The organism is Cyanobium sp. Candia 9D4, assembly GCF_024346155.1.
In the GTDB taxonomy this organism is placed as follows: domain Bacteria; phylum Cyanobacteriota; class Cyanobacteriia; order PCC-6307; family Cyanobiaceae; genus Cyanobium; species Cyanobium minutissimum.
Genome location: NZ_JAGQCK010000014.1, coordinates 1 through 12,577 on the forward strand (window position 1 = coordinate 1; position 12,577 = coordinate 12,577).

Genomic DNA, 12,577 nt, shown 5'->3' on the forward strand with positions numbered 1-12,577 from the left:
GACGGCACCTTCCGGGTGCAGGTGCCCTTCCGCGACGGCCAGCAGCTCTACCCGATCGAGGCCCTGGCGGCCGATGGCGAGCAGAAGCGCAGCATCACCATGGAGTTCCGCCGTTCCACGCCGGAAGACAACAGCAACCCCGCCAGCCAGGCGGTGGCCGAGTGGTTCTGATGGAGAACACCGCCACCGGCTCCAACCGCGGCCTGCTCAAGGCGGTGGTCGCCCTCACCCCCGTGGCCGGCTCGATCCTGTTTCCGCTGGTGGTGCCGATCCTGATGCTGCGGGTCAGCATCTCGGCCGGGGTGATCGCCGCGGTGCTGATCGGCACCCTCTGGTTCGCCGCCATGCTGCGCACCTCGGAGATGCCAGGCCACCACTGAGGTCCCGGCGAGCAGGCGGAGCGCCCCTGGAGAGCCGAAAGAGCCCTGTCCCCCGCCGGGAAGGCTGAAGGAGCGGAACCCGCCGCCCCCTCCAGCCCGTGGACCCTCTCGCGCTCCTTCGCCTGCTCCGGCCCGCCCAGCGGCCCCTGATCGCCCTGGCCATGGCCGGCCTGCTTGGGGGCTGCGGCCCCGCACCGGCGGCCCTGAGCGGCGGCGGCCCCCGGGCCCTGCCCCTGCCGCCGGGCATCCGGGTGGCCTTCAACCACCGCGGCGACAGCCGCTACCGCAGCCCGGTCAGCGGCCAGTGGCGCCAGGGGGATGACCTGGAGGCCCTGCTGCTGGAGAGCATCCGCGAGGCCCGCGTGGAGATCCTGGTGGCGGTGCAGGAGCTCTCCCTGCCGGCGGTGGCGGAGGCCCTGGCGGAGCGCCACCGCCGCGGGGTGCGGGTGCGGGTCGTTCTGGAGAACCTCTACAGCACCCCCTGGAGCCAGCAGCATCCGGTGGATCTGCCGCCCCACCAGCGCCAGCGCCAGCAGCAGCTGGCCGCCCTGGGCCAGGGGGACGCCGTCGCCGTGCTGCAGCGGGCGGGGGTGCCCCTGCTCGATGACACCGCCGACGGCAGCCGCGGCAGCGGCCTGATGCACCACAAGTTCCTGGTGGTCGACGGCCGGGTGGTGGTGACCGGCTCGGCCAACTTCAGCCCCTCCTGCGTCCACGGCGATGCCGGCGCACCGGCCACCCGCGGCAACGTCAACCACCTGCTGCGCTTCGACAGCCCCGCCCTGGCCGGGGTGTTCGCCGCCGAATTCGCCCGGCTCTGGGGTGATGGCCCCGGCGGCCGGCCCGACAGCCGCTTCGGCATCGCCAAGGAGGGCGGACCGGCCCTGGTGGTCGATGTGGCCGGCACGCCGGTGGAGGTGCTGTTCGCGCCCCACCGCCGCCGCGACCCCAACCACGGCCTGGCCTGGCTGGAGACCCGGCTGGCCGGTGCCGGCCGGCGCCTCGACCTGGCCCTGTTCGTCTTCTCGGGACAGAACCTGGCCGACCGCCTCCAGGAGCTGCATGGCCGCGGCGTGACGATGCGGCTGCTGGCGGATCCGGGCTTCGCCAACCGGGCCTTCAGCGAAACCCTCGACCTGCTCGGGGTGACCCTGCCCGACCAGGACTGCCACATCGAAGCGGACAACCGGGCCTGGAGCACGGCCCTGGAAGGGGTGGGCACGCCCCGGCTGGCGGCCGGCGACAAGCTGCACCACAAGTTCGCGGTCATCGACCGCCGGGATGTGATCACCGGCAGCTTCAACTGGAGCCCTTCGGCCGCCTTCCAGAACGACGAGACCCTGCTGCTGATCCGCTCCCCCCTGCTGGCCCGCCACTTCGAAGCGGAGATCGACCGCCTCTGGCGCGGAGCCGAACTGGGCATCGGCCGCCGGCTTGCCCGCCGCCTGGAGCAGGGGCGGCGCAGCTGCGGCAGCGGCCGGCAGCGCCCCTCTGTCGCCGGCAGGGCGGTGATGGCAGCGCCGTCTACGATTCGGTAACGCATAGCACACGATTCATGGACCCGGCGTCCAGCTCCGTCTCCACCCCCAGCTCCGTCTCCAGCTCCCGCGAAGTCACCCCGCGCCTGGACGCCATCAACCTGATGCTGCGGGACCTGCACACCCGCCACGACGAGATCCGCCACCGGGCCGCCTTCCGGGGCTGCACCAGCGAGCTGCTGACCCTGCAGCAGGAGCTGGTCGACTACCTGCTCAGCAAGAAGCACTCCCTGCAGGGGGCGGAGAATGCCAGCCCCGACGAGGGCCTCAACTACAACTCCTTCACCTGACCACCTCCGCAGCCCCCACCGCACGGGTGCTGGTGGTGGGGGCCGGCCCCGCCGGGGCCAGCCTGGCCCTGCTCCTGGCCCGCCGGGGCCTCCCGGTCGACCTGATCGATGCATCGGCGGCAGGCCGCGGCGGCCGGCCATTCCGCGGCGAGGGGCTGATGCCCAGCGGCCTGGCGGCCCTGGACGCCATGGGCCTCGAGCCGCTGCCGGCGGCGGTGCGGCGGCGCCCCCTCACGGCCTGGAGCTTCTTCCTCGATGGCCAGGCCCTGTTCGAGGCGGCCGAGCCCATGGGCAGCAGCGTCCCCTGCACCCTGATCGACCAGGACTCCCTGATCGCCGAACTGCTCGAGCAGGCGGGCCGGCAGCCGGGCTTCCGCTTCCACCCGGGCCAGGCCGCCAGTGATCTGCTGCTGCGGGACGGCCGCGTCGCCGGCGTGCGCCTGACGGATGGCACCGCCCTGGAGGCGGCGCTGGTGGTGGCCTGCGACGGCCGCGATTCGCTGCTGCGCCGCAGGGGCGGCCTGGCGCTGGAGAGCGCCCCCAGCCCCCTCGACGTGCTCTGGTTCCGGCTGGAGGGCCCGGGGGCCGGTGCGGTGCTGGAGTGGCTGGCCGGCCGTTTCGTGACGGTGGTGGGCGCCTCGGGCAGCTATGCCCTGTTCCCCTCCGCCCGCGGTGGTGTCCAGCTGGGCTGGGCGATCGCGCCGGAGCCGCCGCCGGCGCCCACCCCAGCCGGCCCCGGCGCCTGGGCGGAGCTCTGGGCCGGCGACGCCCCCGAGGCCCTGGCCAAGCGGCTGCGGGAGCTGCCGGTGCCGGCCGTCCAGGAGCCGGTGCGGCTGCCGGTGCGGGTGGGGCTCTGCCCGCACTGGCAGCGGCCCGGACTGCTGTTGCTCGGGGATGCCGCCCACCCGATGAGCCCGCTGCGGGCCCAGGGGATCAACATGGCCCTGCGGGATGCCCTGGTGGCCGCCCGGCACCTGGGGCCCGCCCTGCGCGACGGCGAGCCCGGGGCCATTGACACGGCTGCCGCGGCGGTCGTCGCCGAACGGCAACCGGAGATCCGGCGGATCCAGGCGCTGCAGGAACAGGAGGCCCGCCGGGCCGATCTGCTGCGGCGCCGGCACCGCCTGCGGGGAGTGCTGGCCCGCACCGCCCGCTGGAGCGGCCCGCTGCTGGCCCGCCGCTGGCAGGCCTCCCAGCGGCTGCTGCGCGACGGCTCCGCGGCCATCACCAGGGATCCCGGGGCGGCGGCCATGATTGGGTGACCTCCCCGCCCGCCATGGACCGGTCCCCTCGCGCCACCTCCCAGGCCCCCCGACGCCTCGCAGCGGCCCTGCCGCACCTGGCCCTGCTGGCGAGCCTGCCCCTGGGGGTGGCGTCACCGCTGCGGGCCGCGCCGGAGCCGCCCCCCTTTCCCCCCTCCTCCGAGTTCCGCTCCCTGCAGCTGATCACCCTGGCCTGCAGCCGCGAGAACACCGCCGAACCCTGCGACCAGGCCCGCAGCCTGGCCAACCCCCTGCTCGACCATCCGCGCCTGCCCGCCAGCTGCAAGGACGTGCTCTGGACGATCCGTCAGCGTTCGGTGGTGGCGGCCAGCAACAGCTTCGAGCGGCGCGAACCGATCGACCGCGCCGCCCGCAGCCTCACGGCCGTCTGCCGCCTGCAGTTGCCGGTGGCCAAGCCGGCGGAGAATGCCGCCCCAAGGCAGGGGGGCCTGAACCTGATCAATCCCAATCAAAACTGAAGCGCTGACCGGGCAGCAGCCGCTGCAGCTCGTGGGCCAGCTCGGCCATCAGCTGCCGGCTCACCTGGGGATGGTCGCGGAGCTCCTTGACCAGAGCCGCCACATCGTCGCTGGTGAGGCCGTGGCTGCTGATCCTCGCGTCCACGCGCTGGCGGAACTGCTCCAGCAGCTGGGCCTGCTCAGGAGTAAGGGGGCCGTCATCCAAGGGGTGCTGAACTTCCATGGTGGCTCGGGTCAGGGCTGGGTCAGAGCCGGCTCTGGGCTCCCTGAGACAGCCGCCCGGGTGGCGCCGCCATCGATCAGCGCCAGCAGCTGGGTCGCCGTGTCCCGCATGAAGGCCAGGCTCATGGGGGTGACGACGGCGGCCTTGTCGGCAAGCTGGCAGAGGGGGTTGCGCTCCCCCTGGGCCTCACAGCTGCTGGAGAGGCCCAGCAGGGCATTGGTGAGCTTGCCCCGCAGGCAGGTTTCCGCACCCGCCCCGGCCAGCACCGCCTCGGCGGCGGTGTGGGTGCGACTCACCGCTTCGGCATAGGGAAGGGCCTTCGGGGCCCCCATCACCGCGCCACGCACCGAGGTCTGGCCGAACACCACCGCCCCGGCGGCGGCGGCGACGCAGGCGGCGCCAGCGGCCAGGCGCAGGGCGGAGGGAAGCGACCGAAGCGCCATGGGGTGGCCGGCAAGGTGGCCCCAGGCTAGCCAGACCCGTCGCAGCGACCATCAGGCGCCGGAGCACCCACCAGGCCAGGGTCGCCCGAATCGGCGGAGGTAGCTTGGGGCTCCCCCGAGCACCAGGACGCCGGCCATGGCGATGACGACCGAGCTGCGTCAGGTGGCGCTGGAGCGACCCTTCGACGACCAGAAGCCCGGCACCTCCGGCCTGCGCAAGAGCACCCGCCAGTTCCAGACCCCCCACTATCTGGAGAGCTTCATCGAGGCCTCCCTGCGGGTGGTGCCCGGCATCGCCGGCGGCACCCTGGTGGTCGGCGGCGACGGCCGCTACGGCAACCTCGAAGCGATCAGCGTCATCGCCCGCATGGCCGCGGCCCATGGCGTCAGCCGCCTGATCACCACCACCGGCGGCATCCTCTCCACCCCGGCCGCCTCCCACCTGATCCGCAGCCACGGCGCCGTGGCCGGGATCATCCTCTCGGCCAGCCACAACCCCGGCGGCCTCGACGGCGACTTCGGCGTCAAGATCAACAGCGCCAACGGCGGTCCGGCCCCGGAATCGGTCACCGATGCCATCCATGCCGCCACCCTCAACCTGGACGGCTACCGCATCCTGGACGCCGACCCCCTGAACCTGGAGGTCCCCGGCACGGCGACCATCGGCGCCATGGCGGTGGAGGTGATCAACGGCGTCGACGATTACGTGGCGCTGATGCAGAAGCTGTTTGACTTCGACCGCATCGCCGCCCTGATGCGGGGCGACTTCCGCGTCGCCTTCGATGCCATGCATGCGGTCACGGGCCCCTACGCCAGCCGCCTGTTCGAGGGGCTGCTGGGGGCCCCGGCCGGCACGGTGCGCAACGGCCTGCCCTTGGCGGACTTCGGCGGCGGCCACCCCGACCCCAACCTCACCTATGCCCACGAGCTGGCCGACCTGCTGCTGGCCGGCAACGCCTACGACTTCGGTGCCGCCTGCGACGGCGACGGCGACCGCAACATGATCCTGGGGCGGCACTGCTTCGTGAATCCCAGCGACAGCCTGGCCGTGCTCACCGCCAACGCCACCCTGGCCCCCGGCTACGCGGACGGCCTGGCCGGCGTGGCCCGCTCGATGCCCACCAGCGCCGCCGCCGACGTGGTGGCCGCCGAGCTGGGCATCCCCTGCTTCGAGACCCCCACGGGCTGGAAGTTCTTCGGCAACCTGCTCGATGCCGGCCGGATCACCCTCTGCGGCGAGGAGAGCTTCGGCACCGGCAGCAACCACATCCGCGAGAAGGACGGCCTCTGGGCCGTGCTGTTCTGGCTGCAGATCCTGGCGGTGCGCGGCTGCTCGGTGGCCGAGGTGATGGCGGGCCACTGGAGCCGCTTCGGCCGCCACTACTACTCCCGCCACGACTATGAGGCCGTCGCCAGCGACGCCGCCCACGGCCTCTACGACCGGGTTTCCGGGATGCTCACTGCCCTGCCGGGCCAGGGTTTCGCCGGCCGCACGATCCGCGCCGCCGACGACTTCGGCTACACCGACCCGGTGGACGGCTCGATCAGCAAGGGCCAGGGCCTGCGGGTGCTGCTCGACGACGGCAGCCGGGTGGTGCTGCGGCTCTCGGGCACCGGCACCAAGGGCGCCACCCTGCGGGTGTACCTGGAGAGCTACGTACCCCCCAGCGGTGCCCTCGACCTCGACCCCCAGCAGGCCCTCAAGGATCTGATCGACGCCATCGACGCCCTGGCGGAGATCCGGGTGCGCACCGGCATGGATCGCCCCACCGTGATCACCTGAGCGGCCGGGCCCGGTGAAGCCCCCCGGCGCCGCCGCTGTCTGCCTGGCGGCCGCCACGATCGGCTGCTCACCCGCTCTGCTGCGGGCCGAGGGGCTGCCGGAGCGGCCCCAGGCCAGCGTCGAAGCGCTGGAGGCCACCCGCTTCGCCCCCACCACCAGGGTCGACCTGCAGATCAACGCCGTTCTGGGCGCGCTGCAGACCACCGGCAGTGCGGTGGACAGCGCCAGCAACAGCGCGGATGGGGCGCCGCTGCTGAACGGGGTCAGCCTCAGCCACGAGGCCCGCCTCACCATCGACACCAGCTTCACGGGCCAGGACCTGTTCCGAGTCCGCCTGCGCACAGGCGATTTCGCCCCCTCCGGCTTCTTCTCCAACCCGCCCACCCCCCTGAGCCGCCTGGATGTGGCCTTCCAGGAACCGGCCTGCGGCGCCGGGGAGGAGGGCTGCCCCGGCCGGCTGGTGAGCATCAACCGGGCCTACCTGCAGCTGCCCCTGGGCCCGGAGATCCGCCTCAGCGTCGGGCCGCGGGTCATGCAGCTCGACATGCTGCCGGTCTGGCCGAGCGTCTACAACCCGTCCCCCATCCTCGATCTGTTCCAGTACGCCGGATCACCGGGCACCTACAGCAAGCGGCTCGGGGGCGGCTTCGGGATCTGGTGGCAGCCCCGCGGCGACCTGCGGGGGCTGAGCCTGGGCTATGCCTACGTCGCCGGCCGGGCCGGGGGGACCCCCCAGGGGGGCGGCCTGTTCGGCGGGGCCTCCTCCCAGACCAGCACCCTGCAGCTGGCCCTGACCAGGCCGCAGTGGAACATCACCGGTGCCTGGACCCTCAGCGGGCCCCAGGTGCGGCTCCGGGGGACGCCCCTGGCCAGCCAGCTGGCGGCGGGCGCCGGCGAGGGCAGCCTGGGATCCTGGTCGCTGGCGGGCTACTGGCAGCCCCGCACCTCCGGATGGCTGCCTTCGATCAGCGCCGGCTGGGGGCGGGACACGTTCCGTTTCGGCTCCTTCCCGGTGGCAGGCCTGTCGGGGGTGCGCAGCCGCTCCTGGTACACCGGGCTGATCTGGAGCGATGTGCTGGGGGTGGGCAACAGCCTGGGCTTCGCCGTCGGCTCCCCTGCCCACGTCAGCGCGATCCAGACCCCAGCCCGGGGCAACCTCGACGACCGGGGCCTGGCCATGGAGCTCTTCTACCAGATCCAGATCAGTGACGATCTCTCGGTGACGCCGGCGGTGTTCTGGCTGAGCCGGCCGCGCGGGGCCCTCACCGGCAGCGCCACGCTCTCCGAGGCCCTGCTGTTTCCCGCCGCCTCGGGGGAGGCGAGCCTGAGCGTGTGGGCCGCCCTGGTCCGCACGACGCTGCGCTTCTGAGACCTTCAGGTGCGAGCTCGGCCCCGTCCGGCCACGGCGGGATCAGCCGAACCAGTTGAGGAAGCGCTGGATCACCACGGCGTTGCTGATGTCCACGAAGAAACCCGAGACCAGCGGCACGATGATGAAGGCCCGGTGGGCGGGGCCGTAGGTCTGGGCCACCGCCGACATGTTGGCCATCGCCGTGGGGGTGGCCCCCAGGGAGATGCCCCCGAAGCCGGCGCAGATGACGGCGGCCTCGTAATCCCGTCCCATCACCTTGAACACCACGAACAAGGCGAACAGGAAGGACACCACGAACTGGGCGGCCAGGATGGCCAGAATCGGACCCGCCAGGGAGGCGATGGTCCAGAGCTGCAGGCTCATCAGCGACATCGTCAGGAAGATGCCCAGGGAGATCTCCGAGACGATGGCCAGCGAGCGGGGGGCGGCCAGGCAGCGGATCGGCAGCAGCCGCGGCACGGTGTTGGTGAGGAAGATGGCCGCGAACAGGCAGCAGACGAACAGGGGCAGGTTGCTGCCGGCCGCCCGCAGGGCCTCATGCAGCAGCTCCCCCAGGCCCAGGCTCACGTTGAGCCAGAAGAGGGTGCCCAGCAGGCTGAAGTAGGTCACCGGCTCCCCGGCCCCGTCCGGGGTGCCGCCCTCCAGGGAGGCGGAGGCGTTGTCAGGGCCTGCGCCCCGGGCCTGCGGCGTCTTGAGCCGATGGCGGCGGATCAGGATCCGGGCGATCGGCCCGCCCATCAGCGAAGCCAGCACCAGCCCGAAGGTGGCGCAGGCGATGCCGATCTCGAGGGCATTGCTGATGCCGTGGCTCTCGGCAAATCGTGGCGCCCAGGCGATCGCGGTGCCATGGCCCCCCAGCAGGGACACCGACCCGCCCAGCAGGCCCACCAGGGGATTGAGCCCCAGCAGCGCCGCCATGCCGATCCCGGTGAGGTTCTGCAGCACCATGTAAGCCACGGTGGTGCCCACCAGGATCAGCAGGGGCCAGCCCCCGGAGAGCAGGGTCTTGATGTCGGCATTGAGGCCGATGGCCGCAAAGAAATAGAGCAGCAGGAAATCCCGCGTCTGCAGATTGAAGCCGATCTCCGTGCCATTGATGGCATGGATCAGGGCCAGCAGCAGACAGACAAGCAGGCCGCTGGTGACCGGCTCGGGAATGTTGAATTCCCGCAGGAAACCCACCTTGCGGTTCAGCCAGCGACCGATCGCCAGCACCACGATGGCGACGTTGAACGTCGCGAAGCTCTCGAACTGCATGGGTTGCGGGACTCAGGGGGAAGGCTTCAGGTGCAGCCCTGAACGGAGATCCGATAGCTGAACCCGAGGGCCGCCGGTGTGGTGGAGGAACCCACCCGGAAGTTCATCAACCGGGTGCGCTTGCCGGGAACGGCCTGGAAGGGCCCGAACATCCGGCCCGTGCCGGGCTCAAACGTGGGAGTCTCATTGATCACCTGCAGGCTGCTGCCGTCGGTGAAGACCATGAAACCGGACACCGGGAAACTGGCGCGCTCCGTGGAGGCCGATGTGAAGAAGAAGCGATAACTGCGGAAATCGCGATCGACGACGAAGTCGGTGTTCCAGTTGGTGCGGCCCACGAGCCGGTCCGGCCCGATCCGCTTCGACACGACCGGATTGCCGCCACCGCCGAGCGGCATCAGGAAGCGGCAGCTGGCCTGGGCGGCGGGCACCCCGGTCGCGGCCATGGTCAGGGCGGTGAGCAGAACGGGGGTGATCGCGCGAATCGCCGTCATGGAGCGTTCAGACCAGGCCAGGCCCAGCATCATGACAGCCGGCCCCTGGCACCGGCAGGGGCGGGACCGCTTCAGCCCCGGTCGTCACTGCCGGCGAGCCGATCCGGGGCCACCGGCTGCTGGCGTTCCGACTGGATCCAGAGGGCCACCATCCCGGCGATGGGAATCGAGAGAAAAATCCCCAGCAGGCCAGCGACCCGCTGACCAATGAACAGTGACAGGAAAAGGATCACGGGATTGAGCTCCATCGCCCGGCCCATCACCCTGGGTCGGACGATGTTGTCCTGAATCTGGCCGAAGAGCAGGGCCGCGATGAACGCCCGCAGCGCGATTTCCCCTCCCTGGGAAGCCAGCACCATCACCGAGATCAGGATGATGCCCAGGGTGGCTCCGATCCCTGGGATGACATCAAGAACGCCCATGGCCACCGCCAGTATCAGACTGTATTTCACCCCAAGGAAAGGGAACACAACAGCGATCGAGACCATGAGAAACACCATCAGCAGCAACTGGCCGCGGATGAAGCCGACAACACTCTGACGAAAGATCAAGGCAAAGCGTTCACGATGAACCTCCGGAATCAGGTTCAGAAACCCCCGCCAGAGCTTCTCTCCATCGATCAGCATGTAAAGACTGATCACCGCTCCGAAGATCGTCGTGAACACCCCGGAAAAGACGTTCTGCAGCAGTCCCAGTCCCGTCACCAGCCCCTGCTGCAGGAGGCTGGTCACCCGTTCCAGTCCATAGCGCTCCAGATAGGCCTGCAACGGCGTGAGGTCCTGCTGCCGGAGAGTGCCCTGGAGATCCAGCAGCAGGCCCTGGCCCTGGTTGAGCACCTGCAGTCCGATTCCGGTGATCAGGCCCACCAGGAGCATCAGGGCGACCAGGCAGACGGCGGCGATCGCCCAGCCCCGCGGCAGCACCCGGCTGAGCCAGCCCACGGGCACATTGAGCAGCGCCGCGACGATGGCCGCCACGGTGAAGACCGCAATCGTGCCCGAGAAGTAATTGAAGATCACCACCGTGACCCCGATGCAGGCCACCAGGAGCAGGTAGCGCACCAGCTGGGGGGTTTGGAACATCTGCAGGCAGGCCCCCGCTGGTGGCTGGATGCTACGCGTCGCGCTTCCGTTGGCGATCGGCGCCGCCAGCCGTCAGTGGCTGGTCAGTGGCTGGTCTCCGGCCGGGAGGCGAACAGATTGAGGCCCAGCCGCTCGGAGAGGAAACGGGCCGTGAGCTGGCCGCGCACACTGTTGCCCGCCTCATCGAGGGGCGGCGCATAGGTGGCCAGCCCCCCCTTTCCGGGCGCCACGGTGATCATGCCGCCAGCCACGCCGCTCTTGCCCGGCAGGCCAGTGGCGTAGAGCCAGTCGCCAGAGGTCTCGTACAGCCCCGCCGTGACCATCACCGCCAGCACGTGCTGGCAGTGGATGGCATCGATCACCTGCTCCCCGGTGACCGGCTGGCGCCCGCCGTTGGCCAGGGTGGCGGCCATCACCGCCAGGTCGGCGGCGGTGACGCTCAGGGAACATTGGCGGGTGTACAGCTCGGTGGCCTCGTCCGGATCCCACCAGATGCGGTCATGGTCACTGAGGAGCGTCGCCAGACCGGCGTTGCGGCGATTGGTGGACAGCTCCGACGCGAAAACCTCGGCATCGATCTCCAGCCGCCGGCCGGCGAAGCGGGAGAAGCCGTCCTGGATGAAGGACCACTTCGCCTCGCTGCTGGCGCCGGGCGCCAGGCTGGTGGCGGCGATCGCCCCGGCGTTCACCATCGGATTGGAGAGGCCGTCGCCGCTGCGCTCCACCGCCAGCACGGAATTGAAGGGCAGGCCGGTGCTGTTGACGCCGAGCTTCTCCCGCGCTTCCTCCTCGCCGATGGCCTGGCAGATCAGGGCGAACAGGAACGGTTTGGAGATGCTCTGGATGCTGAAGGCCACCCGGGCCTCCCCCGCCTCGAACAACGCCCCGCCGCAGCTGGACACGCACAGACCGAAGTGGGCCGGATCCGCCGATGCCAGCGCCGGGATGTAGTCGGCCACCTGGCCGTCGCGGACCGGTGCGAAGCGGCGATGGGCCTCCTCCACCAGCTCCTGCACCACCTCCGCGGTGGGCAGGTGACCGTTGGACACCCATTCGGACACGGACCACATGGTGGGAGACAGAGTGGAGGGTGAAAGGTTCCGCGGAGGGGCCGGGAGATGGCGTGATCAGTGCGGCGACGTCCGCTCCCAGGGGAAGCTGGGGAGGCGATGCAGCGCTTCCCGCTGGGCATCGCTCCAGGTCTCGACCATCGCGGCCAGCTCGGGCGCCTCGGAGTCGAACGTCACGCGGTGGGCCACCGCCAGGGCGTCGGCGGGAAGGATGGCCAGCTCGAACGGGGGGCCCACGGTGAGATTGGAGCGCTGGGTGAGCACTTCCGAGATCAGGCACAACCGGGCCGCATCCTCCAGGGAGAGGTTGGTATGGCCCACGTTGTCGAGCGGGGGCTTTCCATACTTCGTCTCCCCGATCTGAAGGTACGGCGTTTCCCGGGTGGCCTTGATGGCGTTGCCCTCGGCATAGATCAGATACAGCCCATGGGCCTCCCCGGCGATCTGGCCACCCAGGAGGAAGGAGGCCCCGGCACTGGCCCCGGCCTGCTGCAGCGCAGGGCCGTTCTCCTGCTGCACCGCCACACTCACCCGGCCGATGTAGGCGGCTGCCTCGAACAGGTAATCGCAGGTGCGCAGCGTCTTGCCGTTCGAGCTGGAGTCCTCGTCGGGTCGATCGAGATCCCGCTGGATCCAGTTGACCACGGCCTGGGTGGTGGCCAGATTGCCGGCAGCGAGCAAGACGAACAGCCGGTCGGAGGCCGGCTGGAAGACGTACATCTTGCTATAGCTTGAAATATAATCAACTCCTGCATTCGTGCGGGAGTCGGAGACCATCACCAGGCCCTTCTCCAGCCAGTAACCGATGCAGTACGTCACTCCGTTCGGCAGCAAAAAACCTGTCGTGAGACTAGCCCACGGTCAGGAAATCAACGGCCCGGAAGTGACCGGGATCACCGCGTTC

The 12,577-nt window shown here is 70.7% G+C and carries 14 protein-coding genes and 1 pseudogene; 8 read left to right on the forward strand and 7 right to left on the reverse strand.

Features of this window, described 5'->3' with window-relative positions; genetic code table 11:
- From KBZ08_RS15595 to KBZ08_RS15620, 6 genes and pseudogenes are all read left to right on the forward strand, one after another.
- Window positions 1–171, forward strand: a pseudogene (locus KBZ08_RS15595) (DUF4912 domain-containing protein); the annotation flags it as partial.
- The gene (locus KBZ08_RS15600) at window positions 171–380 is read left to right on the forward strand and encodes a hypothetical protein (protein ID WP_106222986.1); all 210 of its coding nucleotides are present in this window, start codon (window positions 171–173) and stop codon (window positions 378–380) included. The pseudogene KBZ08_RS15595 and the gene KBZ08_RS15600, both read left to right, overlap by 1 nt.
- 161 nt (window positions 381–541) lie before the next feature.
- Window positions 542–1,918 carry a phospholipase D-like domain-containing protein gene (locus tag KBZ08_RS15605; protein WP_254974173.1) on the forward strand — a complete coding sequence of 459 codons (1,377 nt, stop codon included), beginning with the start codon at window positions 542–544 and terminating at the stop codon, window positions 1,916–1,918.
- A 17-nt stretch (window positions 1,919–1,935) separates the two neighbouring features.
- Window positions 1,936–2,208: a hypothetical protein gene (locus KBZ08_RS15610; RefSeq protein WP_106222985.1), complete on the forward strand. Its 273-nt coding sequence runs from the start codon at window positions 1,936–1,938 to the stop codon at window positions 2,206–2,208.
- 32 nt (window positions 2,209–2,240) lie between these two features.
- Window positions 2,241–3,470, forward strand: coding sequence for an FAD-dependent monooxygenase (locus KBZ08_RS15615; RefSeq protein ID WP_254974175.1), 1,230 nt, complete (start codon window positions 2,241–2,243; stop codon window positions 3,468–3,470).
- Window positions 3,471–3,484: 14 nt separating this feature from the next.
- Window positions 3,485–3,949, forward strand: coding sequence for a hypothetical protein (locus KBZ08_RS15620; RefSeq protein ID WP_146134670.1), 465 nt, complete (start codon window positions 3,485–3,487; stop codon window positions 3,947–3,949).
- Here the strand turns inward: KBZ08_RS15620 and KBZ08_RS15625 are convergent.
- Both KBZ08_RS15625 and KBZ08_RS15630 read right to left on the reverse strand, forming a co-directional pair.
- The gene (locus KBZ08_RS15625; protein ID WP_106222982.1) at window positions 3,930–4,172 is read right to left on the reverse strand and encodes a hypothetical protein; all 243 of its coding nucleotides are present in this window, start codon (window positions 4,170–4,172) and stop codon (window positions 3,930–3,932) included. The two genes, KBZ08_RS15620 and KBZ08_RS15625, sit on opposite strands and share 20 nt — an antisense overlap.
- 11 nt (window positions 4,173–4,183) lie before the next feature.
- Window positions 4,184–4,615, reverse strand: a complete 432-nt coding sequence (locus tag KBZ08_RS15630; RefSeq protein ID WP_106222981.1) for a hypothetical protein — start codon at window positions 4,613–4,615, stop codon at window positions 4,184–4,186.
- A gap of 136 nt (window positions 4,616–4,751) precedes the next feature.
- Between KBZ08_RS15630 and KBZ08_RS15635 the strand changes: the two genes are divergently transcribed.
- Entirely contained in the window at window positions 4,752–6,398 is a 1,647-nt protein-coding gene (locus KBZ08_RS15635) for an alpha-D-glucose phosphate-specific phosphoglucomutase (protein ID WP_396122428.1), read from the forward strand.
- Between the two features lie 13 nt (window positions 6,399–6,411).
- Window positions 6,412–7,767, forward strand: coding sequence for a carbohydrate porin (locus KBZ08_RS15640; RefSeq protein ID WP_254974124.1), 1,356 nt, complete (start codon window positions 6,412–6,414; stop codon window positions 7,765–7,767).
- A gap of 42 nt (window positions 7,768–7,809) precedes the next feature.
- On the opposite strand, the gene gltS is transcribed toward KBZ08_RS15640, so the two are convergent.
- The 5 genes from gltS to KBZ08_RS15665 all read right to left on the reverse strand — a co-directional run bounded on the left by gltS (window position 7,810) and on the right by KBZ08_RS15665 (window position 12,492).
- Complete coding sequence (gene gltS / locus KBZ08_RS15645; protein WP_254974126.1) at window positions 7,810–9,027, reverse strand: sodium/glutamate symporter; 1,218 nt, start codon at window positions 9,025–9,027, stop codon at window positions 7,810–7,812.
- A gap of 26 nt (window positions 9,028–9,053) precedes the next feature.
- The gene (locus tag KBZ08_RS15650; RefSeq protein WP_254974129.1) at window positions 9,054–9,551 is read right to left on the reverse strand and encodes a hypothetical protein; all 498 of its coding nucleotides are present in this window, start codon (window positions 9,549–9,551) and stop codon (window positions 9,054–9,056) included.
- Window positions 9,552–9,592: 41 nt separating this feature from the next.
- The gene (locus KBZ08_RS15655) at window positions 9,593–10,603 is read right to left on the reverse strand and encodes an AI-2E family transporter (protein WP_254974131.1); all 1,011 of its coding nucleotides are present in this window, start codon (window positions 10,601–10,603) and stop codon (window positions 9,593–9,595) included.
- An 83-nt stretch (window positions 10,604–10,686) separates the two neighbouring features.
- The gene (gene glsA / locus KBZ08_RS15660) at window positions 10,687–11,673 is read right to left on the reverse strand and encodes a glutaminase A (protein ID WP_254974133.1); all 987 of its coding nucleotides are present in this window, start codon (window positions 11,671–11,673) and stop codon (window positions 10,687–10,689) included.
- Window positions 11,674–11,730: 57 nt separating this feature from the next.
- A complete protein-coding gene (locus KBZ08_RS15665; protein WP_254974134.1) occupies window positions 11,731–12,492 on the reverse strand; it encodes a 20S proteasome subunit A/B in 762 nt (253 codons plus the stop codon).
- Between the last annotated feature and the right edge of the window lie 85 nt (window positions 12,493–12,577).

What these genes read in the sequence shown, in the direction of transcription:
- KBZ08_RS15600 (WP_106222986.1), top strand. Translation starts at nt 171, where the DNA reads ATGGAGAACACCGCCACCGGCTCCAACCGCGGCCTGCTCAAGGCGGTG.
- KBZ08_RS15605 (WP_254974173.1), top strand. Translation starts at nt 542, where the DNA reads ATGGCCGGCCTGCTTGGGGGCTGCGGCCCCGCACCGGCGGCCCTGAGC.
- KBZ08_RS15610 (WP_106222985.1), top strand. Translation starts at nt 1,936, where the DNA reads ATGGACCCGGCGTCCAGCTCCGTCTCCACCCCCAGCTCCGTCTCCAGC.
- KBZ08_RS15620 (WP_146134670.1), top strand. Translation starts at nt 3,485, where the DNA reads ATGGACCGGTCCCCTCGCGCCACCTCCCAGGCCCCCCGACGCCTCGCA.
- KBZ08_RS15625 (WP_106222982.1), bottom strand. Translation starts at nt 4,172, where the DNA reads ATGGAAGTTCAGCACCCCTTGGATGACGGCCCCCTTACTCCTGAGCAG.
- KBZ08_RS15630 (WP_106222981.1), bottom strand. Translation starts at nt 4,615, where the DNA reads ATGGCGCTTCGGTCGCTTCCCTCCGCCCTGCGCCTGGCCGCTGGCGCC.
- KBZ08_RS15635 (WP_396122428.1), top strand. Translation starts at nt 4,752, where the DNA reads ATGGCGATGACGACCGAGCTGCGTCAGGTGGCGCTGGAGCGACCCTTC.
- gltS (WP_254974126.1), bottom strand. Translation starts at nt 9,027, where the DNA reads ATGCAGTTCGAGAGCTTCGCGACGTTCAACGTCGCCATCGTGGTGCTG.
- KBZ08_RS15650 (WP_254974129.1), bottom strand. Translation starts at nt 9,551, where the DNA reads ATGCTGGGCCTGGCCTGGTCTGAACGCTCCATGACGGCGATTCGCGCG.
- KBZ08_RS15655 (WP_254974131.1), bottom strand. Translation starts at nt 10,603, where the DNA reads ATGTTCCAAACCCCCCAGCTGGTGCGCTACCTGCTCCTGGTGGCCTGC.
- glsA (WP_254974133.1), bottom strand. Translation starts at nt 11,673, where the DNA reads ATGTGGTCCGTGTCCGAATGGGTGTCCAACGGTCACCTGCCCACCGCG.